We start from the raw sequence: 21,790 nt of genomic DNA, 5'->3' as shown, positions 1-21,790 counted from the left end.
GTCGCCCAGCGCGCGGTGACCAGACAGACTTCAGGTCCACCCCCTGGAGGCTGACCGTGCACGACGTAGTCCCCGCCGTCGACATCCCGAGGCCGACCCTCCACACTGCCGGACGCGTGCTCGCCGCCGTCCTGGTCTGCGGAGCCGCGGTGCTCCTGTTCGCGGTCCACGTGCGGCCACTCGGCTACCTGCCGCTGGTGCTCGGCGTCGCGCTCGGGCTCGCCGTCGACCGGCGGCTGGGCAGGGACCTCGCCCTCATCGCCCTCGGCCAGGCGATCATCAGCACGATCTCCCTGAAGGCCGACCTGTCCAACGTGGGCATGCTCAGGTTCACGGTCGCGCTCGGCCTGGCCGTCGTCGTGCCGACACTCCTCTCCAGCAGGGTCTTCCACGACGACAAGATCCACTTCCCCGTGCGCACGGGCCGACGCTGGGACCGCTGGCAGGCGCTCTACCTCGTGGCGGTCGCGATCGCGGCGTACCTGATCCTCCCTGCGTACTTCCTCGGCTCAGGCGTGTGGCAGAACTGGCCCGACCTGGACGGGTCCGGGGACATCGCGCGGCTGTTCGTCGGGGTCAACGCGGTGGGCATCTGGGACGAGCTGTTCTTCATCTGCGTGGTGCTGGCCCTGCTGCGGCCGCACTTCCCGTTCTGGCTGGCCAACGTGCTGCAGGCGACGGTGTTCGTGTCGTTCCTGTGGGAGCTGGGCTACCGCGAGTGGGGTCCGCTGCTGACCATCCCGTTCGCCCTGATCCAGGGCTGGATCTTCCGCCGGACGTCCTCGCTGAGCTACGTCGTGGCCGTGCACCTGCTGTTCGACCTCATCGTGTTCCTGGTGCTCGTGCACGCGCACCACCCGAGCCTGTTCGACATCTTCGTCACCGCCCCCGGGTCGTAGGTTGGACCGGTGACGCTGACGAACTGGGCCGGGAACTACACGTACCGCGCGGGAGTCGTGCACCACCCGGGCTCGGTCGAGGAGCTGCAGGAGCTGGTTGCGGGCGCTCCCAGGATCCGCGCCCTGGGCACCCGGCACTGCTTCAACGACCTCGCCGACGACCCCGCCGCCCTCGTCGTCCTGGACGGCCTGGAGACTGCGCCGGAGATCGACGCGGACGCGCGGACCGTGACGGTCACCGCCGGAACCCGGTACGGCACGCTCGCGCAGCACCTGCACCCGGCCGGCTGGGCGGTGCACAACCTCGCGTCCCTGCCGCACATCTCCGTGGCCGGTGCGGTCGCCACGGCCACGCACGGCTCGGGCGACCGGAGCCGGAACCTCGCGGCCGCGGTGGCCGCCCTCGAGCTCGTCGGACCCGACGGCGCGATCCGGACGGTCCGCCGCGGCGACGACGACTTCGCCGGCTCGGTGGTCGCGCTCGGTGCGCTGGGCGTGGCCACACGCGTGACGCTGGACATCGAGCCCACGTTCGACGTCGCCCAGGAGGTGCACCTCGGCCTGCCGTGGGCGGCCGCGCTGGAGCACCTCGACGAGCTGACGAGCAGCGCCGACTCGGTGAGCCTCTTCACCGACTGGACCGGCGACACGATCGCGCAGGTCTGGCGCAAGACGCGCGTCACGCCGGGCTACCGGCTGCGCACCGAGCTGTTCGGCGCGACCCCGGCCGACGGCCCCCGCCACCCGCTGCCCGGCATCGACCCCGTCAACTGCACCGCGCAGCTGGGCGAGCCCGGCCCGTGGCACGACCGCCTGCCGCACTTCCGCATGGACTTCACGCCGAGCAACGGCGACGAGCTCCAGTCGGAGTACCTGGTCCCGCGCGCCCACGCGGTCGCAGCCTTGGAGGCGATCCGCGCTCTGAGCGACCGGATCGCGCCGCTGCTGCAGGTCACCGAGGTCCGCACGATCGCCGGCGACGACCTGTGGCTGTCCACCGCCGAGGGCGGCGACCGCGTCGGCCTGCACTTCACCTGGCAGCCGCGCCAGCCCGAGGTCGAGGCCCTCCTGCCGACGATCGAGGCCGCGCTGGCCCCGTTCGGCGCGCGCCCGCACTGGGGCAAGCTCTTCGCCGACGCGGGCCGCGACCTCGCCCGCCTGTACCCGCGCTGGGACGACTTCCGCTCACTCGTCGCGCGCACGGACCCCGACGGCGTCTTCCGCAACGACTTCCTGGACCGCCACGTCCGCTAGAACCCGCAACGTCCGAGGATGTGCGCGCTATGACGCCCGCTTCCTCGGACGCTGCGCAGGTCACGCCCGCCAGCGGTTGACCCTCGCCTCGAGGTCCGCGTCCCCGACGCGCCCGGTCGGCGAGAGCGTCAGGACGGAGCTGCCCGGCTGCAGCCGGGGATCGGTCGCGTACCGCTCCGCCAGCTTCACCTCAGCGGACGCGTCCCCGGCGTCCGCGGCGACGAGCAGCTCGGCGACCTCGTCGGCGAGCCGGTCGAGCTCCTCGGCGGGCGTCGGCGTCTCGGGCAGGGTGTCCCCCCACACGTCCCAGAGCAGCAGCTCGTCGCGCTCACGGTGCGCGAGCTCGGTGACGACGTAGCCCCGCACGAACTCCGGCCCGCACAGGAACGGCAGCGAGGGGTCGACGCCATAGCTCGACACGTCGAGCCCGTCGCGACGGTGCGCCTGCCAGACCTCCGCCGCGGTCTCGAAGGGCGCTCCGAGCCCTGTCGCCATGTCGTGCGAGTCGAAGCCGAACCAGTTCTCGGCCATGTCGAGCTCGGGGTCGAACCGCACCCAGCGCGACCCGTCCCAGTACTCCCCGACCACGTGGTCGTGGTGGAACCCGGGGCGGAAGTAGCCGGAGAACCCGACCCGGCTGCGCGCCGGGATCCCGTGCTCACGCAGCACCGCGATCGCGACGAGGGTGTGATCGCGGCAGCACCCCGCGAGCTGCTGGGCGGGCTCCCGCGCGCTGGTCAGCGGGCCGGCGGACCGCCGCTGCGACTCGTCGAGCAGGTCGGAGAGCCACCGCAGGTCGATGTCCGCGTCCTGCCCCGGGACCAGCTGGTCCGCCGCGCCCCGGTAGTGGATGACCACCGAGCAGGCCGCCTGGTGCAGCGAGCCCGGGTCGGTGGGTACCGCGGCGAGCAGGGGCGCGTGCGGGCCCGGGTCGGAGTAGCGGCTGTGGGCGGCGTAGTCGGCGAGCTCAGGCATGCGGCCAGCCTGGAGCCTGCCCCAGGGGCAGGGTCAAGAGACCGGCCGGGCGACGTGCACGACGACGCCCTCGTCCGACCACGGCACGGGGTAGATCTCGCGCTCCGGGCCGCCGTGCGCGCGGCCGCGGGACACGAACCAGGTCTCCAGCGCGACGTAAGCGCCGATGATCTCGGGGTACCGGCAGTCGGCGGCCGTCACCGGGACGTGCGCCACGATCTGCGCGGGCTCCTCCCGCAGCGTGACGGCGCCGGCGGGCGCGATCGCACCCTCGTACGGCACGCACGTCTCGATGGGACCGTCGCCGTCGAAGCCCACCGCCCCGTGGAACAGCACCCAGAACTCCGGGCCGTACGTGGCGCCTCCCGCGTCGAGGAACGCCCGGAGCTCGACGACGTCCGATGTCAGCGACGCGACCAGGTCCTCCTGCAGCACGTGGTGCCGGACCGACGCCACCGTCCGCGGACCCATCGCCTCCACCACGACGTCGTCCACCCCGAACCGGCCCGTCCGGGCGGGTGCGTCCGGCTCCCCGAGGACGTGCAGGACCAGGTCCAGCTCGGGCCCGCGCTCGGTGAGCTCCCGCTGCCGCCCGTCCCACCAGGACCGGATCGCGGCCGCCTGCCCGTTGCTCGCGGCGAGCACGTCGGCGATCGTGCCGAGCGGCATCTCGAGCCGCCGGAGCAGCGAGATCGTGTGCGCCCGGTCCAGCTGGCCGAGGTCGTAGTAGCGGTACCCGCTGTCCGGGTCCACGCGGACCGGCTCGAGCAGCCCGCGGGCGTCGTACAGCCGCAAGGCCTTGAGCGAGAGCCCCGACCGGCGCGCGAACTCGCCGATGGTCACCGCGCCGTCCGCCACGGGCCGAGGATAGCGACGGCCCCCTCCGCGAGGTGCAGAGGGGGCCGTCGCCGTCGGGTCAGTTGCTGGTGCCGACGATGTCGACGACGAAGACCAGCGTGTCCCCGCCCTTGATGCCGGCCTGCGGGACACCGCGGTCGCCGTAGCCCAGGTGCGAGGGGATCGAGACGAGCACGCGCGACCCGACCTGCTGGCCGACGAGTGCCTCGTCCCACCCGGCGATGACCGCGCCGACGCCGATCGGGAAGCTGATCGAGGAACCGCGGTCGTACGAGTTGTCGAAGATGCCGCCCTGCCAGGACTGGCCGAGGTAGTGCACCTCGAGGTCGTCGCCGGCCTCGACGAGGGCGCCGTCGCCGCGGGACAGGACCAGGACCTCGAGCTCACCCGACGCCGGAGCGTCAGGGAAGGTCAGCGTCGGCTTCTGGCCGAAGGAACCCGAGACCTCGGGCAGCGCTGCGGACATGACGTACTCCTTCAGTGGATGACAGTGCCCGCCCATCTTGCCAACCCCGACCGACAGACGCCGAACCGAGGGGTTGACCGCATTGGCTAATGGCATTAGCTTTTAGTCCATGACGACCATCCAGCACCTGCAGCGCCCCGAGGGGCGGATCGCCTACACGGTCGACGGGCCCGCGGACGGCCCGCTCGTCGTCCTCATCCCGGGCATGGGTGACCTGCGCAGCACGTGGCGTGAGCTCACCGGCCCGCTCGCCGACACCGGTCACCGCGTCGCCGTGATGGACCTGCGCGGCCACGGCGACTCCGACACCACGTTCTCGACCCACGGCGACGTCGTGACCGGCCAGGACGCGCTCGCGCTCGTCGAGCACCTCGGCGGTCCGGCGGTCCTCGTCGGCAACTCCATGGGCGCCGGGGCCGCCGGCTGGGCCGCCGCCGAGCGGCCGGACCTCGTCGCGGGCCTCGTCCTGACCGGCCCCTTCCTGCGCGAGCGTCCGATGCCGGCGATCGCCGTCGCGGTCATGCACGGCCTCGAGCGGGTGCTGTTCTCCCGCCCGTGGGGCGGCGCGGTGTGGGCCTCCTACTACCGCGGCTACCTGAACCGCGGCACGAAGGCGCCGTGGCTCGACGAGCACGTCGCCGACCTGCGGGCGGCGATGACGGACCCCGCCCACCTGCGCTCCTTCCGGCACCTGACGGTCCAGCTCACCCACGCCCCGGTCGAGGCACGCGTGCCGGAGATCCTCGCGCCCGCGGTCGCCTTCGTCGGCGCGATCGACCCCGACTTCGCCGACCCCGCGGCCGAGGCGGACTGGCTGCGCAGCGTGCTCGACGGGGAGGTCGTCGTCATCCCCGACGTCGCCCACTACCCGCAGAACCAGGCCCCCGAGGTCGTCGTCCCGCGCACGCTCGCGTTCCTCGCGGACCTGCCCCGCGACGCCGCCGGCCGGTTCCAGGTGCGCGCGGACGCCCGTGCCTAGGGCCGGACTCGACCGGGCCGCCGTCGTCGAGCTCGCCCTCGCGGTGGTCGACGACGGCGGGCCCACCGGGTTCACCGACCTCACGCTCGCGGCCGTGGCCGCTCGCGCCGGCGTCGCGGTGCCGAGCCTCTACAAGCACGTCGCGGGCCTGCCCGCCCTGCGCCGGGAGGTCGCGCTCGTCTGCGTCGTGGACTTCGTGCACACCCTCGAAGGGGTCCGGGAGCGGCACGGCGGCGCCGACATGCTCCCGGCCATGGCTCACGCGACCCGAGACCTCGCCCGTCGCTGCCCCGGCCGCTACCAGGCCGTCCAGGGCACGTCATGGGTCCGCGACCCCGACGCCGGGGCCGTCCAGCAGGCGGGCGCCCAGGCGGTCGCCGAGCTGTCCACCGCCGTGGCCGCCCTCGGGGTGCCCGACGAGCGGCGCATCGACGCCGTCCGCGCGTTCCGCGCCGCGACGCACGGGTTCGTCGTCCTGGAGCTGGAGGGCGGCTTCGGCATGCCCGACGACGTCGACGAGAGCTTCGACTTCCTCGTCGCCTGGCTGGTGGGCGGCCTGGAACGGCTGAGCGTGCGGTAGCCCCCGCGGCCGGTCCGGTGCTGGGATGGGTGGACGCACCGTCAGGGGGTCCACCATGAAGGGTGTCCGCACGGGCTACGGCCTCGCGTACCGGATCGGCTTCGCGCCGTGGGAGCACTACGGACGAGTGGCTGCGTCCACCCTGGGCGCACTGCTGGACCGCGAGGAGGCGGACCGGCCGTACCCACCCGGTCGCGCGCTCGACCTCGGGTGCGGCCGCGGCCAGAAGACCCACGAGCTCGCGCGCCGAGGCTGGGACGTCGTCGGGATCGACACCGCCTCGCACGCCATCGACGTGGCGAGGCGCGGACCGTCCGACGCCCGCTTCGTCGTGGGTGACGTGACGGTGCTGGAGGCCGCCGACCTGGGCGCGTTCGACTTCTTCCTGGACGTCGGCTGCTTCCAGCACCTGGACGCCGAGGAGCGCGCGGCCATGGGCCGAGGAGTCTCCGCGCTCGCGAACCCCCGAGCCACCCTCCTGATGCTCGAGTTCGGGGCCACGCGGCTGCGGTCCCTCACCGGCGGCGTCACGCGCGCGGAGATCCAGGCGGCGCTCCCGGGCTGGGACATGATCGCCGCCGAGCCGGCGGACACCACCGGGCTGGGCTGGCCCCTGACGAGGACGTCACCGCACTGGTACCGGTTCCGCCTGGCGGCGTGATCCTCAGCCCACCCCGGCGACGACCGGTGCGGGTTCGGCTGCCAGCACCCCGCGCAGCCAGCGCAGCTGGCGGTCGAGCTGGAACGCCTGGCCGCCCTCGTGCTGGTTGTAGGCGTAGACCTCGATCTCGGTCTGCGGCCGGACGGCCGCCAGGCCCGCGTAGTGGTTGTACGCGGCGAACACCGTCGACGGCGGGCAGGTCTGGTCGCGCAGCGCGACGGAGAACAGGGCGGGAGCCGACGCCCGCCGCGCGAAGTGCACCCCGTCCAGGTACGACATGGTCCGCAGCACGGTCGCCTCCTGGTCGCGGTGCACCGCGAGGTACTGCACGAGCTCGCCGTACGGGAACGCGTCGGTGATCGCCAGCGCCCGCGGGTAGTGGCACAGGAACGGGACGTCCGGCATGACGGCGACGATCCCGTCGGCCAGCCCGCCGACCGCGAGCGCCAGTCCCCCGCCCTGGCTGATCCCCGCCACGGCCACCCGCGACGCGTCGACCCCGGGCAGCGCCCGCACCGCGTCGACCGCCCGCACGCCGTCCGTGATGAGCCGCCGGTAGTAGTGCTCACGCGGGTCGAGGACCCCGCGCGTCATCACCCCCGGCGACGCCGGCCCCGACCCCGCCGGGTCCGGCGTGTGCCCGCCGTTGCCCCAGGTGGAGCCCTGCCCCCGCGTGTCCATCACCAGGTGCACGTACCCGGCAGCGGCCCAGGCCAGGCGCTCGTGCGCGAACCCCCGCCCGCCGCCGTACCCGATGAGCTCGACCACCGCGGGCAGGTCCCCGGCCACCCCCGCCGGCCGGGTCACCCACGCCTTGATCGGGTGCCCGCCGAACCCGGAGAACGTCAGGTCGAACGCCTCGATCACCGTCAGCCCGGTGTCCACGGGCACCACGGTCAGGCCCAGGTCGAACGTCCTCGCCTCCGCCAGCGTGTCGGCCCAGAACGCGTCGAAGTCCTCCGGCTCGTCCAGCTCGGGCAGGTACCGCTCGAGCTCGGACAAGGGCAGGTCGAACAGGGCCATCGTGCTCCTTCGCGTGGGCCGGAAAGCGCAATCTACCGCGCGAGGAACCCGAGCAGGTCGTGCCGCGTGAGCACGCCGACGGGCGACCCGTCGTCGACCACCATGAGCGCGTCCGCCTTCTGCAGGGCCGACCGCGCCGACTCCACGCTCTCCCCGGAGCCGATCAGCGGCAGCGCCGAGGACATGTGCCGGTCCACGCGGTCGGACAGCTCCGCCTCGCCCGAGAACACCGCGTCCAGCAGCTCGCGCTCGCTGACCGCACCGGCCACCTCGCCGATCTTCACGGGCGGCTCCGCACCGACCACGGGCATCTGCGAGACGCCGTACTCGTGCAGGATCGAGATGGCGTCGCGCACGGTCTCGTTGGGGTGGGTGTGCACCAGGTCGGGCAGCTCGCCGGTCTTGGTACGCAACACGTCGGCCACCGTGGCGCCCTCGTCGGCGGCCAGGAACCCGTACGACCGCATCCACGAGTCGTTGAAGATCTTGGACAGGTAGCCGCGCCCGCTGTCGGGCAGGAGCACGACGATCACCGCGGAAGCCGCGGCCTCCGGGTCCTCCTCCTGCAGCCGCCGGGCGTACCGCAGGGTCGCCTCGACCGCCATGCCGCACGAGCCGCCGACCAGCAGCCCCTCCTCGCGCGCCAGCCGCCGCGTCATCGCGAAGGAGTCGGCGTCGGACACGGCGATGATCTCGTCCGGGACCGTCGGGTCGTAGGCGGTCGGCCAGAAGTCCTCGCCGACGCCCTCGACCAGGTACGGCCGCCCGTCGCCGCCGGAGTACACCGAGCCGGCGGGGTCGGCGCCGATCACCCAGACGCGGCCCTCGGAGACGTCGTGCAGGTAGCGCCCCGTGCCCGTGATCGTGCCGCCGGTGCCGACGCCCGCGACCAGGTGCGTGACGCGCCCGTCGGTGTCTGCCCAGATCTCGGGGCCGGTCGACTCGTAGTGGCTGGCGGGACCGTTCGGGTTGGCGTACTGGTTCGGCTTCCAGCCGCCCGGGATCTCGCGCGCGAGCCGGTCGGACACCGAGTAGTACGAGTTCGGGTGGTCGGGGGCCACGGCGGTCGGGGTCACGATGACCTCCGCCCCGTAGGCCCGCAGCACGTCGCGCTTGTCCTGGCTGACCTTGTCCGGGCAGACGAACACGCAGCGGTAGCCCTTGCGCTGGGCGACGAGGGCCAGCCCGACGCCGGTGTTCCCGCTGGTCGGCTCGACGATCGTCCCGCCGGGCCGGAGCTCTCCGCTCGCCTCCGCGGCCTCGATCATCTTCAGCGCGATCCGGTCCTTCACCGAGCCGCCGGGGTTCATGTACTCGACCTTGGCGAGGATCGTCGCCGTCAGGCCGACCGTCACGGACGTGAGCTGGACCAGCGGGGTGCCGCCGACGAGCTCCGAGATGTGCTTCGCGTACTTCACTGTCCTGCGCTCCCATGGGTGGCGGGGTCGGGCCGACGTCAGTCAGTTCAGGCCGGGGTCAGTCGCCACGCAGGATCGCGAAGATCCGCAGCAGCTCCAGGTACAGCCAGACCAGCGTCACGACGAGGCCGAAGGCCGCCGTCCACGCGAGCTTGGCCGGCACACCGGCCTCCACGCCACGCTTGATGGAGTCGAAGTCGACGATGAGCATGGCGGCCGCGAGCACCACGGCGATGAGACCGACGGCGACGCCGAGCCACCCGGACCGCAGCGGGCCGTAGTCGCCCCCGCCGACCCCGAACAGCATGAGACCGAGGTTGATCAGGGAGAACACGAGGTAGCCGACCATCGCGATGAGCAGGGTGCGCTGGAACTTCGGCGTGACCCGGACCTTGCCGGACTTGAACAGGAAGAGCGACACCGCGAACACCGACAGCGTGGCCAGCACGGCCTGCCCGACGATGCCGTTGTAGAACGACTCGTAGAACTGGCTGATGCCACCGAGGAACACGCCCTGCGCGGCGGCGTACAGCACGATGAGCGGCGGGCTCGGCTCCTTCTTGAACGCGTTGACCAGGCCGAGGACCAGGCCGACGATCGCGCCGACGATCCACAGCCCGGGCGCGAGCACCCAGGTGGCCGCACCGGTGACGACCAGCACGGCCAGCAGGCCCGCGGTCTTCATGATGACGTCGTCGTACGTCAGGCGGCCCGTCTCGCGCGTCGTCGCAGCGGGGGCGTCGTACATCTGGTCGAGGGTGGCGGCGTCGGCCACCTGGGCGCCGGCGGTGCCGTAGGAGACCGTCGACGCGGGCGACTTCTGGCCCCGGCGCTGGACGGGGTCCTGGAAGACCGGACTGTTGTTGAAGATCGGATTGGCCATGGCGTCCTCCTGGACGGATCGGGCGCTGTCAGACAAGGCTGTCACCGTAGCGAACGCGGACAGGGGCGCGTTCGTTCCCGGGTCTTTCCCACCTCGGCCTTTCGGCTGGGCCGCGATCCCCCCATGGTCCGATGTATGTGGTTGCGGCGCACCCCTAGGGTCGTCACGGCTCCACTCCCGACGACGAGGACAAGCGATGATCGAGGCCCACGACCTGACGAAGAGATATGGCACCAAGCTGGCGGTGGACGGGATCTCGTTCACGGTGCAGCCCGGACGGGTCACCGGCTTCCTGGGCCCCAACGGCGCCGGGAAGTCGACGACGATGCGGATGATCATGGGCCTCGACCGGCCCACGCGCGGCACAGTGACGGTGAACGGTCGCCCCTACGCCGAGCACCGCTCCCCCCTCACCGAGGTGGGAGCGCTCCTCGAGGCCAAGGCGGTCCACACCGGTCGCAGCGCGCGCAACCACCTGCGCGCGATCGCGGCGACGCACGGCATCGGCGACAAGCGCGTGAACGAGGTCATCTCCATGACCGGGCTCGACACCGTCGCCAAGCGCCGGGTCGGCGGGTTCTCGCTCGGCATGGGCCAGCGCCTCGGCATCGCGGCCGCCCTGGTGGGCGACCCCCAGACGCTGATCCTCGACGAGCCGGTCAACGGGCTCGACCCCGAGGGCGTCCTGTGGGTCCGCAACCTGGTCAAGTACCTGGCCGCCTCCGAGGGCCGCACGGTCTTCCTGTCCTCGCACCTGATGAGCGAGATGGCCGTCACGGCCGACCACCTGATCGTCATCGGCCGCGGCAAGATCATCGCCGACGGCCCCGTCGACACGGTGATCTCGCAGGCCACCAAGGCCACCGTCCGCGTCCGGTCGCCGCAGGCCTCCGACCTCGCGGCGCGCCTGGCGGGCCCGGCGATCACTGTGACGCCCGGCGAGGAGGGCCTGCTCGAGGTGCACGGCGCCACCGCGGCCGAGGTGGGTGAGATCGCCGCGCGGTCGGCCATCGTCCTGCACGAGCTGACCCCGCTGACCGGCTCCCTCGAGGACGCCTACATGTCCCTGACGTCCGAGTCCGTCGAGTACCACTCGGCCGCCCTGCCCGGCGAGCCGTCCCGGTCGACGGGCGCCCACGCGGCCGTGCCTGACCCGGCAGCAGCCGCCCCGACCACCGGAGAGGACGCCCGATGAGCACCGCCGTCGCCACCGAGCCCCACCGCCACGCCACCGCCCCGACCAGCTACAAGCTGAGCTTCGGTCACCTGCTGCGCGGCGAGTGGATCAAGTTCTGGTCCGTGCGCTCCACCACGTGGACGCTCTCGATCTTCCTGATCGCCACTGTCGGGCTGGTCGTCCTGATCAGCCTGGCCTTCGTGAACGTGCCCAGCCCGGCGGAGGGCGGCCCGCCGGAGGGCACCGCGGGCAACCCGCTCGACCCGCTGAGCATCGCCGTGACGCTCGCCCAGCTGGCTCTCGCCGTGCTGGGTGCGCTGACCATCACCAGCGAGTACAGCACCGGCATGATCCGGTCCAGCCTGACGGCCGCGCCCAAGCGGCTGCCGATGCTCTGGTCCAAGGCGATCGTGCTGGTGGTCTCGGTCTTCGGCGTGGCCCTCGTGGCCGTCGCACTCTCGGTGCTGCTCCAGTGGCTGTTCTTCGACAGCAAGGACTTCTCGATCGACGTGACCGACCCGGAGATGATCCGGCCGCTGGTCGGCACCGCCGTGTACCTGGCGACGATCGCGCTGTTCTCGTACGCACTCGGTGCGCTCCTGCGTCACTCGGCGGCTGCCCTCGCGACCGTCCTCGGGCTCCTGCTCGTGGCACCGATCCTGTTCAGCGCGATCCCGTGGAAGCCGCTGCAGTACGCCAACCCGTTCCTGCCGGGTGTGGCCGGCCAGCAGTTCACGCAGACGACCGAGCAGCTCGAGGCCGCCGCCGCGTTCAGCGACGTCGGTGTGGACCTGACGGCCTGGCAGGGCTACGGGGTTCTCGTCCTCTGGATCGTCGTCGTTCTCGGGGTGGCTGCCGTGCTGCTCAAGAGGCGCGACGCCTGACCCATGGGTCCGCGGCGGGGACGGTCCGGAGGGGGACCGTCCCCGCTGTCATGCTCGACAGCAGGCTCGGCTAGCGTGGGCGGCCGCACACCCGCCCCCCGACGAAGGACCTCGATGACCGACGCACCGGCCCGCCCCCGCCCCGCACCGCTCGTGGCGCAGGTGGTCCGGACCGAGCGCATCGCCGCGACCATGGTGCGGGTGGTCGTCGGCGGCCCCAATCTGGCCGCCTTCACGCCGTCGCCGCACGCCGACTCCTACGTCAAGGTGCTCTTCCTCCCGGAGGGCGCCCCCCGACCGCTCCGGCAGGACGGCCGGCTCGACCTGGACGCCGTGCGCGCGAGCCTCCCGCCCGAGGACCAGCCCCGCCAGCGCTCCTACACGGTCCGCGCGTTCGACCCGGTGGCCGGTGAGCTCACGCTCGACTTCGTGGTCCACGGCGACGAGGGGATCGCCGGGCCGTGGTCGGCGGGCGCGCAGCCCGGCGACGAGGTGCTGCTCAGCGGCCCCGGCGGCGCGTGGTCCCCCGACCCGGACGCGGCGTCGTACCTGTTCGCCGGCGACGCGAGCGCCCTGCCGGCCATCGCCGTCGCGCTCGAGCGGCTCCCCGCCGACGCCGTCGGGCACGCCGTGATCGAGGTGCACGGTCCCGAGGACGAGATCCCGCTGGCCCGGCCCGCGGGCGTCCAGGTCCTCTGGGTCCACCAGGGTGTCGCGGTGGCCGGCCTGGCCCTCGTCGACACCGTCGTCGCCCTCCCGGAGCTCCCCGCGCCGGTGAGCGCCTTCGTGCACGGCGAGGCCGGGGTGGTCCGCGAGCTGCGCCGGCACGTGCGCGCCGACCGCGGGGTCGGCCGGGAGCAGCTGTCGGTCTCGGGCTACTGGCGCCTGGGCACCGACGACGAGGGCTGGCGCGCCACCAAGCGGGACTGGCTGGCGACGATCGAGCAGGCGGAGGCGGCCGAAGGCCTCGCCTGACGGACGAGTCGGGCCTTTCGTCATGCCCCCGCCGCCGATCCCGGCGAGACGATGGACACCATGCAGACGACGTTTCCCGAGGGCTGGCTGCGACTCACCCAGAACGACAAGCAGCAGCACTTCTTCCGGGACGGCATGAGCATCTGCGGCGTGTTCGTGACGCCGACCACCAAGTTCCCCGAGGACGACGGCCCCGACGGTGGCGAGTGCCCCGGCTGCCGCTCGATCTTCGACAACGAGCGGGGCACCGCGCGCTACTGAGGCCCACGCTCGATCGCTCCGTCGCGATCGTGCCCCCGCCGGGGGTCGAACCCGGACTGTGCCGGGTTTAAGCCGGCTGCCTCTGCCAGTTGGGCTACGGGGGCCGCGCCACATCCTGCCAGGGCCGACGACGCGCCCCGTCACGCCGTCGTCGCGACCGGGCCGCCCTGTGCCAGCGCCGCCGCCGCGACCAGTGCGCTCCCGGGCGCCAGGCCCAGCTCGCGCGCCAGCAGGTCGCGGCACCGCCCGAACTGACGCAGGGCCTGCGCCCGGTTGCCGGCACCGACGTGCGCCTCGACGAGCATGCGGTGGGCGGACTCCCGCAACGGCTCGATCGTCACCACCGCGAGCGCCGCCTCGATCGCCCGGCGCCACTGCCCCGCCTCGAGCAGGGTCTGGGCCATCTGCTCCATCGCCTCCAGCGACAGCTGGCGCAGCCGCTCCCGCTCGACGACCACCCAGTCGTCGTACCAGCCGGGCAGCAGCTCACCGCTGAGCACCTCGGGCGCCACCGGCTCGCCGCCGACCAGCTGCGCGTGCGCGGCGACGGCCGCCTCCCGGGCGTCCACGGACGACGGCGCGAGGCCGATCCGGGACCTGCCCGCGTGGATCACGTGCCCTCCGGCGTTCGCCCGCCAGATCGCCGAGCGCAGGCACGCGCCGGCCCGGTCCTCCGTCCGGTCGCCCCAGAGCACGCCCGCCACGTGGGACCGCACCAGCGGGCGCTCGTGCAGCCCGAGGAAGGCGACGAGCCGGGCGGCCGCGGGCGGGAGCTCCCACGCCCGGCCGTCGACGGTGAGCTCGAAGCCGCCGAGCAGCCGCAGCCGCACCGGCGAGCCGAGGGTGGGTCCTTCCGACACCGCGGTCATGTCCGCAGCCTGCGGCGCCCGCGTCTCGCGGACGTCACCGGTGCATCACAGGCCCTCCTCGGCGTCCGTCCCGGCCAGCCGGGCGAGGAACAGGTCCACGCCCGCCCGCACCTGGTCGGGCCCCGCGGCGACGAGCTCCTCGGACCCCTCGGGGGACGACCAGCGCAGCCGGGCCACCACCGTCCCGTTCTGCACCCAGGCGCGGACCAGCAGCACCCCCGAGCGCCGCTCGCCGCCTGCCACGGCACGTGACGGTAGGTCCCGCACGTCGCCGCACAGACACGGCTCCGTCACCGTCGCGACGCCGCGACGGGAGCACGACGCGACGGTGACGGAGCGGTCACGGCCGGCGTCGACGATGGCGCTCACGATCCGAGCCGTGGGGGGCAGCATGATCCGGGAGGTCTCCGAGACCCTCGTCGACGTCATCGAGCAGGCCACGCCCGACCTCGAGTCGTGGGTGGACCTCTCCTCGCTGTCGGCCGCCGACGCGGACCCGACGGTCCGCCGGCTCGCGCTCGCCCTGTACGCGGTCGAGGAGCACCCGCACCTGGTCAACCGGCCGCTGGTGTCCTCCCCGACCGGGCACGTCCGCGCCCCGCTCGCCCTCCGGCTGCACTACCTCGTCACCTACGTCGGGGCACACGACGAGGCCCAGTCCCGGCTGGCGCGCGTCGTCGCGGTGTTCCACACGACGCCGATCATCGGGCCCGCCCAGATGTCCCCGGCGCTGGCCCAGGAGGCCGCGACACTGACCGTCCGCCTGGTCACGACCACCGCCGACGAGCGCAACCAGGTGTGGGGCGCGCTCGGCCGGTCCGCGCGGCTGGCGCTCTTCTACGACGTCGACGTCGCCCCCGTGGACCTCCTCGCCCACGACGGTGCGGGCTCGGTGCGGACCCACCGGATCGACTACGTGGGTGCGCCGTGACCCTCACGACCACGACCGTCCGGCTCGCCCACGTGGTGCACCTGCGGCATGCCGCCACGGGCGAGGCGATCGAGCCGGTGCGCGCGTCCGGCGAGCTGCCGTCCGGATGGACGATGCGCGTCCGTGGTGCCGACGTCGTGGTCACCACCCGCGACGGCACGCCCGTGCCCGCCGCGGACCCGGTCATCACGGTCTCGGTCGGCGACCTGCGCACGGCCGCGCTGCTGGCGACGCCGACCGTCGACGTCCCGCTCACGGCCGCCGAGATCACGGTCGACGTCGCGCCCGTCGCGATGACGCTCGACGTCGAGCTGACCACGCCCGGCACGGGCGCCCCCCGCACGGGCCGGGCGGTCGTGGCCCGCGCCACCTCGGGCCCCACGCCGCGGCCCACCATCGCGCTCCCGGAGACCGATCCGGGCGTCTACGGCTCCGGTCCCGTCGTCTGGACCGCCGCCTTCACGCCGCTCGACCTGCTGGTCGACGGTGACCTGCTCCGCCAGCTCGCCGTGGACCACTCCCGGTCCGCCACGCGCGTCCGACTCGTCGACACGACCTGACTCACGACCCAGGGAGGGCACCGTGACGTACCAATCACCCGGCGTCTACATCGAAGAGGTCCCGTCGGGACCCCAGCCGATCGCCGCCGCATCGACCTCTGTCGTCGCCGTCGTCGGCGCCCTGCGCAAGGGCCCGCTGCTCACCCCCACCCGGGTCACCGGGTGGTCGGACTTCGTCCGCACCTTCGGGCCCGCCCACGCGGCCGGGTACTCCGCAGAGGCCGTGTACGGGTTCTTCGAGAACGGCGGCCCGGCCGCGTGGGTGGTCCGCGTCGACCCCTCGGTCGCCGCCGCGTGGGACGTCAACGACTCGACGCCCGCGCTCTCGTTCACCGCGACGGCGACCTCGCCCGGCGCGTGGGCGAACGGGGTCTCCCTCACGGTCGCGCCGGACACCACCGGTGGCGCCGGCTCGATGGCCCGCGCCGCGGTGAGCGGCACGGTCGCGGTGCCCGCCGGCACGATCGACATCCCGGTCACCAGCTCGGGCGGCCTGTCCGCGGGCGACGCCGTGGTGCTGCTCAACGCGGCCGGGACCAGCGCCGACGCCGTGGTGAACACCGTGAGCGAGACGGCCGTGAACGTGACCGCGGCGGCCGCGATCGCGCTGGTCGCGGGCGACGTCGTCGCCGGGCGCACCGGGTCCCTGACCACCGTCGCGCTGGCCGCGGGGTCGGGCATCAAGCCCGGTGACCTGCTGGTCGCGCAGCGCGCCGACGGGTCGCGGGTCACCGCACTCGTCGCCACCGCCGTGCGGTCGGGTCCGCGCCTGGTGATCACGCTGGCCGCGCCGCTCGGGGCGGCACTGCCCGGGGCAGGTGTCGCCCGGCGGTTCGCCCGCTTCCGCGGCACGATCGCCGGCGGCGCGCCGACGTTCTCGCTCGGCCAGGTCACCTGGCAGGTCCACCCGTCCCTGGTGCCGATCAACGCGGACAGCCAGATGGCCAACGCCCGGGCGACCGTCTCCACCGGCTCGGTGGCGGCGTTCAGCGGGTCGAGCTTCGCGATGCCGGGTGGCCAGAACGCGCCGGCCGGCACGGTGGACATCGACGCGCAGGTCCGGGTCGCCGTCTACACCGAGGCGGTCAACCTGGTGGCGACGACGGTCGCGGACGTGCTGTCCCGGTTCAGCTTCCTGCCCGTCGGCACGGCGATCCGGCTGACCAACGGCGCGCAGACCACGACGGTCACCCGCACCGGGGCCGCGACCGCCACGACCGCGGGCGACGCGCTGCCGCAGACCTTCACGACCGCGACGTTCCTGCTCCCCGCGGACGCCTCCGACGGGGTCGTCGTGCAGTGCGCCGTCCCCCCGGCCGTCGGCGAGCTCGTCGACTTCGCCGGCGACCGCCTGCGGATCGCGTCCGTGGACAACCCGACCGGCACGGTCTACGTGCTGGGCTTCACGGCGACGACGAACATCTCCGCCGCGAACATCGCCTCCGACCCGGGCCGGTTCCCGGTGCTGGCGTACACCTCGACCGCGTTCTTCCCGCTGCGGTTCTCGTTGACCGTCGCCGAGAACGGGGCCGCGGTCGAGACCTTCGCGGGCCTCGCCCTCGACCCGGCGCACCCGCAGTACTACGCGCGCGACGGGGTCGTGAACGGCACCTCGGCCTACGTCACCGTCGCGCCGCGGGCCGTCGGTGCACCGGTGATCTCCGAGACCAGCACCCCCGCGTTCGCCGTCCCGACCCAGGCCGGGGTGGACCGCGCGGCGACCAGCGCCGACTACAAGGCCGGCCTGCTGGCGCTGGAGGCCGAGCCCGAGCCGGCGATGGTGGTCTGCCCGGACACCGTGACGTTCACCGACGCGCTCCTGCAGGCCGACCTCGTGGGCGCGGTCGTGACCCACTGCGAGCAGTTCCGGCGCTTCGCGATCGTCGACGCCCCGGACCTCTCGTCGGACACCGACCTGCTCGACTGGCGCAACACCACTCTGTCCAGCACGTACGCCGCGCTGTACGCCCCGCACCTGCTGGTGGTGAACATCGACCCCGAGTCCTCCGACCGGTTCCGCACCGTGCCGCCGTCCGGCTTCGTCGCCGGGGTGTTCGCGCGGACCGACCGCGAGCGCGGCGTGTACAAGGCGCCGGGCAACGAGCGGGTGGCCGGCATCGTCGGGCTCTCCGAGACGTACACGCAGCGGCGCCAGGACCTGCTCAACCCCGGCTCGGTCAACCTCATCCGGGCGTTCCCCGGCCGGGGCACCCGGATCTGGGGGGCGCGCAACGCGACCGACGACACGACGTGGCGCTACATCAACGTCCGCCGGCTGTTCAACTTCGTCGAGACCTCGGTGGAGACCGGGACGCAGTGGGTGGTGTTCGAGCCGAACACGGCGCCCACCTGGATCCGGATCAAGGTCTCGCTGGAGAACTTCCTCGACCAGCTCTGGCGCGCCGGCGCTCTGGCGGGGAGCACCCCCGAGCAGGCGTACCGGGTGCGGGTCGGCTTCCCCGAGACCATGACGGCGACGGACATCGACCTCGGGCTGGTCATCACGGAGGTCGCCATCGCGCCCGCGAAGCCCGCCGAGTTCGTGATCTTCCGCTTCAGCCACCAGCAGCTGTCCGAGTAGCGGCCTTCCGAGCACGAGGAGCATCCGATGAGCCCGTCCGTCGTGTCGTACCCCCTGACGACCCTGCACTTCGAGGTCAGCTGGGGGGACTCGCAGAACACCTCGAGCTTCTCCGAGGTCAGCGGCCTGACCATGGAGGCCGAGGTCGTGGAGTACCGCGGGGGTGCCGACAAGGCGCTCTCCACGCGCAAGCTGCCCGGCCTGAAGAAGTTCAGCAACGTCACGCTCAAGCGCGGCATCATGCCCGCCGAGGCCGGCAACGGGCTGTTCGAGTGGTTCAACACCGTCGTCGCCGGCAGCGTCGCCCGCCGCGACGTCACGGTCAGCCTCCTCAACGAGGAGCGCACGCCGGTGATGACCTGGAAGATCCAGGGCGCGTGGCCGGTCAAGATCGAGGGTCCGGGCCTGAAGTCCACGGGGACGGACGTCGCGGTGGAGACCGTCGAGTTCGCCTGCGAGGGCATCGCGATCGAGGTGCCGTGATCCTTCCGACGTCGGCGCCGACCACGCTCCCGTACCTCGGGGCGCACTTCGTGCTGGCCGTCGACGGCCTCACGTCGGTGAGCTTCTCGAAGTGCGCGGGGCTGGCCGGCGACGTCGGGGTCGAGGAGTACGTCGAGGGCGGGGAGAACAGGTTCGCGCACCGGTTGCCCGTGCGCGGATCGTTCCCGAACCTCGTGCTCACGCAGGGCGCCGGGCCGTCGACGGAGCTGTGGGACTGGTTCGCGGAGTACCTCGTCACGGGCCGCGTGGCGCCGCGGGACGGGCAGGTCTCGCTCATGTCCACCGTCGACGGGGCGCTCGCACCCGTCCGCGTGTGGGTGTTCCGCCGCGGCTGGCCGGTCAAGCTGACCGGCCCGGACCTCGACGCCCAGTCCGCGGCGGTCGCCGTGGAGTCGGTGGAGATCGCCCACCACGGCCTGCACCTGGCGGCGGTGAGCGTCTGATGGCCGTCGTCATCTCCGAGATCGTCACCGAGGTGGTCCTCGCCCCGCCCGGCGGCGCGCCCGGCTCGGCCGGCAGCCCGGGCACGGCAGCGGTCGGCAGCGACGGTGCGGACGACCCGATGGACGTCGTCGTGCGGCGCGCCACCGAGCGCGTCCTCGAGGTGCTGCGCCGGGAGTGGGACCGCTGATGCTCGACGTCGCGCAGCTCACCAAGCTCACCATCGAGCCGTACCGGGACCAGGAGTTCACGGAGGTCGCCGGACCGCCGTGGCGCGCCCTGCTCAACCCGACCGAGCTGGCGTTCTCCCGCAAGAACACCTACCAGTCGACCCCGTCGGCGGGGTCGTCGGCCCCCCAGCAGTCCTACGGCGGCGGCGAGCCGGACCAGGTCCAGATCGACCTGCTGCTGGACGGCTCGGGCGTCGTCGACTCCGGGGAGACGGTCGGCGAGAAGCTGGACGGCCTGCTGGCGTTCACGGAGTTCCAGTCCGACACCCACCAGCCGTACTACGTCCACGCGTACTGGGGCCGGTTCGACTTCCGCGGCGTGCTCACGCAGGCCGATGTCACGTACAAGCTGTTCGACCGCGACGGCGAGCCCCTGCGGGCGACAGTCAAGCTGACCCTCAAGGAGGTCGTCGCGCCGCAGGAGATCGCCGCCGAGGAGCGCCGCGAGTCCCCGGACCTGTACCAGACCTGGCTCGTCTCCGAGGGCGAGCGGCTCGACGCGATCGCCTACCGCGTCTACGGCGACCCGGCGTTCTGGCGGCCGCTGGCGGCGGCCAACGGGCTGCGCAACCCCGGGGGCGTCACGGCGGGTCAGACCCTCCTCCTGCCGCCCAAGGACAAGGCCGCGGGGTCGGTGCGATGAGCCGCTACGGCACGACAACGACGCCCGACCGGCCCGAGTTCGAGGTGCGGGTGGGGGGCACGGCCGTGCCGCCGCTGGTGCAGCGCGACGTCGTGGAGATCGACGTCGCCGAGGAGGTGGGACGCCACGGGAGGCTCGCCCTGCTGCTGCAGAACTGGGACCCCGACACCCGCACGGTGCGGCACAGCGACGACGGCCCCTTCGCGCCCGGCGCCGAGGTCGAGGTGCTCATGGGGTACCACGCCGAGCTGACCTCGGTGTTCGCCGGGGTCGTGGCCGCGATCACGACGCACTTCCCCGCCGGCGGGCAGCCCGTCCTGCGCGTGGAGGCGCGGTCGCGGTCCATCCTGCTCGAGCACCCGCCGCGGTCGCGGCTGCTCGAGGCGGCCAGCGACGCCGACGTCGTCTCCGCGGTGGCCGCCGACTACTCCCTGACGGTCGACGCCGAGACCGGCGTGACCCGCGCCGCGGTGGTCAGCGACCGGCGCAGCGACTGGGACCTGCTGACCGCCCGGGCCGCCGAGCTGGGCTGGGTCACGTACGTGCGGGACGCGACGCTCGTCTTCCGTCCGCCCGCGGCGCGGGAGGGTCCCGTCGAGCTGGAGTACGGACGCAACGTCACCGAGCTCCACCTGACCCAGGACGTCACGCGCGCGGTGGACCCGGTGGTCGGCGTCGGCTGGGACGTCGAGACCCTCGAGGCGCTCGAGTCCGAGACGGGGGCGACTCAGGCCGGGATCGACCTCGGCGACCGCGCCGACCACGGCACCGCGCTCTCCGACGCCGGCTGGCCGCTGCGCGAGGAGCGTGCGGCGCGCGCGTCGGTCGCGGCGGCGGACCAGGTGGACACGATCGCGCTCGGACGCCAGCGCGCCGCCGCCCTCGGGCACTACCACGGCTACGGCGAGGTGGTCGGGAACCCGGCGCTGCGGTGCGACTCCTGGGTGAGCGTGACCGGCGTCGGGACGCGCATGTCCGGGCCGCACTACGTGACGGCGGTCCGGCACCGGCTCTCGGCGCGCGGCTACCGGACCGAGCTCCAGGTCGGGCGGCCTCCGGTGCTGCTCCCGCCGACCCCGCCGGGCGGCCGGGCCGCACCGCTCACCGTGGGCATCGTGGCCTCCCTCGAGGACCCGGACGGCAGGAACCGCGTGCAGGTCCGGCTCCCCTGGCGCGGCGAGACGGGCGACGGCGTCTGGGCACGCCTGTCGACCCTCGACGCGGGCGACGGCTTCGGCACGGTCTTCGTCCCGGGCGTCGGGCAGGAGGTGCTGGTGGCCCCGCTGGACGGGGACGACGCGACCCTCGTGGTCCTCGGCTCCCTGTTCAACGGCACGCAGGCCGCCCCGGTCACGGTGAGCGACGACGAGAACCTCGTCCGCGCGATCGTCAGCCCCGACGGGCACCGGATCACGCTCGAGGACGGCGACGCGAGCGCGGTGACCATCGAGACCCCGGCCGGCAACATCCTGCGCCTCGCCGAGTCGGACTCCGAGGTGACCCTCACGCACGGGGACTCCGGCAACGCGCTGCGGCTGTCCGACGACGGCATCGAGCTCACGGCCGCGACGGGGGACATCGTCCTGTCGGCCACCTCGGGGAAGGTCAAGCTCGACGCCAGTGGCATCGAGGGCAAGTCCACCGGTCCGGCGAAGCTCGAGAGCTCGGCGACGTTCGACGTCTCGGCGTCGGCGACGTTGGGCCTCAAGGGCGCGCTCGTCAACATCAACTGAGAGGG

The 21,790-nt window shown here is 73.3% G+C and carries 25 protein-coding genes and 1 tRNA gene; 17 read left to right on the top strand and 9 right to left on the bottom strand.

All coding sequences use genetic code 11. The annotated features are described in order from the left end of the window. Positions 1-56: 56 nt before the first annotated feature. Both ASD18_RS18585 and ASD18_RS18580 read left to right on the top strand, forming a co-directional pair. Positions 57-899 carry a CPBP family intramembrane glutamic endopeptidase gene (locus ASD18_RS18585; RefSeq protein WP_056095837.1) on the top strand — a complete coding sequence of 281 codons (843 nt, stop codon included), beginning with the start codon at positions 57-59 and terminating at the stop codon, positions 897-899. A 9-nt stretch (positions 900-908) separates the two neighbouring features. Next, positions 909-2,153, top strand: a complete 1,245-nt coding sequence (locus ASD18_RS18580; RefSeq protein ID WP_056095834.1) for a D-arabinono-1,4-lactone oxidase — start codon at positions 909-911, stop codon at positions 2,151-2,153. 60 nt (positions 2,154-2,213) lie between these two features. On the opposite strand, the gene ASD18_RS18575 is transcribed toward ASD18_RS18580, so the two are convergent. From ASD18_RS18575 to ASD18_RS18565, 3 genes are read right to left on the bottom strand one after another with little or no spacing between them, the layout of a single operon-like run. Continuing rightward, the gene (locus ASD18_RS18575; RefSeq protein WP_056095831.1) at positions 2,214-3,128 is read right to left on the bottom strand and encodes a transglutaminase-like domain-containing protein; all 915 of its coding nucleotides are present in this window, start codon (positions 3,126-3,128) and stop codon (positions 2,214-2,216) included. 33 nt (positions 3,129-3,161) lie between these two features. Then, a complete protein-coding gene (locus tag ASD18_RS18570) occupies positions 3,162-3,986 on the bottom strand; it encodes a helix-turn-helix domain-containing protein (protein ID WP_056095829.1) in 825 nt (274 codons plus the stop codon). Positions 3,987-4,044: 58 nt separating this feature from the next. Further along, complete coding sequence (locus ASD18_RS18565) at positions 4,045-4,452, bottom strand: FKBP-type peptidyl-prolyl cis-trans isomerase (RefSeq protein ID WP_082574249.1); 408 nt, start codon at positions 4,450-4,452, stop codon at positions 4,045-4,047. Between the two features lie 109 nt (positions 4,453-4,561). Here ASD18_RS18565 and ASD18_RS18560 point away from each other — a divergent pair, with 109 nt between their 5' ends. From ASD18_RS18560 to ASD18_RS18550, 3 genes are read left to right on the top strand one after another with little or no spacing between them, the layout of a single operon-like run. Further along, positions 4,562-5,431 carry an alpha/beta fold hydrolase gene (locus ASD18_RS18560; RefSeq protein ID WP_056095823.1) on the top strand — a complete coding sequence of 290 codons (870 nt, stop codon included), beginning with the start codon at positions 4,562-4,564 and terminating at the stop codon, positions 5,429-5,431. Beyond that, positions 5,424-6,011 (top strand): TetR-like C-terminal domain-containing protein, encoded by a 588-nt coding sequence (locus tag ASD18_RS18555; RefSeq protein WP_056095820.1) that lies wholly within the window; start codon positions 5,424-5,426, stop codon positions 6,009-6,011. Before ASD18_RS18560 ends, ASD18_RS18555 begins: the two co-directional genes overlap by 8 nt. Positions 6,012-6,066: 55 nt before the next feature. After that, a complete protein-coding gene (locus ASD18_RS18550) occupies positions 6,067-6,672 on the top strand; it encodes a class I SAM-dependent methyltransferase (RefSeq protein WP_056095816.1) in 606 nt (201 codons plus the stop codon). 3 nt (positions 6,673-6,675) lie between these two features. Here ASD18_RS18550 and ASD18_RS18545 read toward each other — a convergent pair whose 3' ends face one another. From ASD18_RS18545 to ASD18_RS18535, 3 genes are read right to left on the bottom strand one after another with little or no spacing between them, the layout of a single operon-like run. Next, positions 6,676-7,695, bottom strand: coding sequence for an acetylxylan esterase (locus ASD18_RS18545; protein WP_056095813.1), 1,020 nt, complete (start codon positions 7,693-7,695; stop codon positions 6,676-6,678). Positions 7,696-7,727: 32 nt separating this feature from the next. Then, entirely contained in the window at positions 7,728-9,113 is a 1,386-nt protein-coding gene (locus tag ASD18_RS18540) for a cystathionine beta-synthase (protein ID WP_056095810.1), read from the bottom strand. A gap of 58 nt (positions 9,114-9,171) precedes the next feature. Beyond that, complete coding sequence (locus tag ASD18_RS18535) at positions 9,172-9,996, bottom strand: Bax inhibitor-1/YccA family protein (protein ID WP_056095807.1); 825 nt, start codon at positions 9,994-9,996, stop codon at positions 9,172-9,174. Positions 9,997-10,192: 196 nt separating this feature from the next. On the opposite strand from ASD18_RS18535, the gene ASD18_RS18530 reads away from it, so the two are divergent. The 4 genes from ASD18_RS18530 (at position 10,193) to ASD18_RS18515 (ending at position 13,293) form a co-directional block, all read left to right on the top strand. Continuing rightward, complete coding sequence (locus ASD18_RS18530; protein ID WP_056095805.1) at positions 10,193-11,191, top strand: ABC transporter ATP-binding protein; 999 nt, start codon at positions 10,193-10,195, stop codon at positions 11,189-11,191. Then, positions 11,188-12,057: an ABC transporter permease subunit gene (locus ASD18_RS18525; protein ID WP_056095802.1), complete on the top strand. Its 870-nt coding sequence runs from the start codon at positions 11,188-11,190 to the stop codon at positions 12,055-12,057. Before ASD18_RS18530 ends, ASD18_RS18525 begins: the two co-directional genes overlap by 4 nt. Before the next feature lie 114 nt (positions 12,058-12,171). After that, positions 12,172-13,032: a siderophore-interacting protein gene (locus ASD18_RS18520; protein ID WP_056095799.1), complete on the top strand. Its 861-nt coding sequence runs from the start codon at positions 12,172-12,174 to the stop codon at positions 13,030-13,032. A gap of 60 nt (positions 13,033-13,092) precedes the next feature. Then, positions 13,093-13,293 (top strand): hypothetical protein, encoded by a 201-nt coding sequence (locus tag ASD18_RS18515; protein ID WP_156388092.1) that lies wholly within the window; start codon positions 13,093-13,095, stop codon positions 13,291-13,293. A gap of 30 nt (positions 13,294-13,323) precedes the next feature. Here the strand turns inward: ASD18_RS18515 and ASD18_RS18510 are convergent. From ASD18_RS18510 to ASD18_RS21220, 3 genes are all read right to left on the bottom strand, one after another. Beyond that, a tRNA-Leu gene (locus ASD18_RS18510) sits at positions 13,324-13,397 on the bottom strand. 36 nt (positions 13,398-13,433) lie between these two features. Beyond that, complete coding sequence (locus ASD18_RS18505; RefSeq protein ID WP_056095794.1) at positions 13,434-14,162, bottom strand: BTAD domain-containing putative transcriptional regulator; 729 nt, start codon at positions 14,160-14,162, stop codon at positions 13,434-13,436. A gap of 45 nt (positions 14,163-14,207) precedes the next feature. Continuing rightward, positions 14,208-14,405, bottom strand: a complete 198-nt coding sequence (locus ASD18_RS21220) for a hypothetical protein (RefSeq protein WP_162251767.1) — start codon at positions 14,403-14,405, stop codon at positions 14,208-14,210. Positions 14,406-14,541: 136 nt separating this feature from the next. On the opposite strand from ASD18_RS21220, the gene ASD18_RS21215 reads away from it, so the two are divergent. Genes ASD18_RS21215 through ASD18_RS18460 form a run of 8 tightly spaced genes read left to right on the top strand, consistent with a single transcriptional unit; the run spans position 14,542 to position 21,785 of the window. Further along, a complete protein-coding gene (locus ASD18_RS21215) occupies positions 14,542-15,093 on the top strand; it encodes a Pvc16 family protein (protein ID WP_057208089.1) in 552 nt (183 codons plus the stop codon). Further along, positions 15,090-15,653, top strand: coding sequence for a hypothetical protein (locus tag ASD18_RS18490; protein WP_056095786.1), 564 nt, complete (start codon positions 15,090-15,092; stop codon positions 15,651-15,653). Before ASD18_RS21215 ends, ASD18_RS18490 begins: the two co-directional genes overlap by 4 nt. 22 nt (positions 15,654-15,675) lie before the next feature. Continuing rightward, a complete protein-coding gene (locus tag ASD18_RS18485) occupies positions 15,676-18,234 on the top strand; it encodes a phage tail sheath subtilisin-like domain-containing protein (protein ID WP_056095782.1) in 2,559 nt (852 codons plus the stop codon). Between the two features lie 27 nt (positions 18,235-18,261). Continuing rightward, positions 18,262-18,717 (top strand): phage tail protein, encoded by a 456-nt coding sequence (locus ASD18_RS18480; protein WP_056095779.1) that lies wholly within the window; start codon positions 18,262-18,264, stop codon positions 18,715-18,717. Further along, the gene (locus ASD18_RS18475) at positions 18,714-19,181 is read left to right on the top strand and encodes a phage tail protein (protein WP_056095776.1); all 468 of its coding nucleotides are present in this window, start codon (positions 18,714-18,716) and stop codon (positions 19,179-19,181) included. The genes ASD18_RS18480 and ASD18_RS18475 overlap by 4 nt, the downstream gene beginning before the upstream one ends. Beyond that, complete coding sequence (locus ASD18_RS18470) at positions 19,181-19,369, top strand: hypothetical protein (RefSeq protein WP_056095773.1); 189 nt, start codon at positions 19,181-19,183, stop codon at positions 19,367-19,369. The genes ASD18_RS18475 and ASD18_RS18470 overlap by 1 nt, the downstream gene beginning before the upstream one ends. After that, the gene (locus ASD18_RS18465) at positions 19,369-20,052 is read left to right on the top strand and encodes a hypothetical protein (RefSeq protein WP_156388089.1); all 684 of its coding nucleotides are present in this window, start codon (positions 19,369-19,371) and stop codon (positions 20,050-20,052) included. The genes ASD18_RS18470 and ASD18_RS18465 overlap by 1 nt, the downstream gene beginning before the upstream one ends. Next, positions 20,049-21,785, top strand: coding sequence for a phage baseplate assembly protein V (locus ASD18_RS18460; protein ID WP_056095767.1), 1,737 nt, complete (start codon positions 20,049-20,051; stop codon positions 21,783-21,785). The genes ASD18_RS18465 and ASD18_RS18460 overlap by 4 nt, the downstream gene beginning before the upstream one ends. Positions 21,786-21,790: the final 5 nt, after the last annotated feature.

This window comes from Cellulomonas sp. Root137, from assembly GCF_001426725.1.
In the GTDB taxonomy this organism is placed as follows: domain Bacteria; phylum Actinomycetota; class Actinomycetes; order Actinomycetales; family Cellulomonadaceae; genus Cellulomonas.
This window is presented reverse-complemented; position numbering and strand designations above follow the sequence as displayed.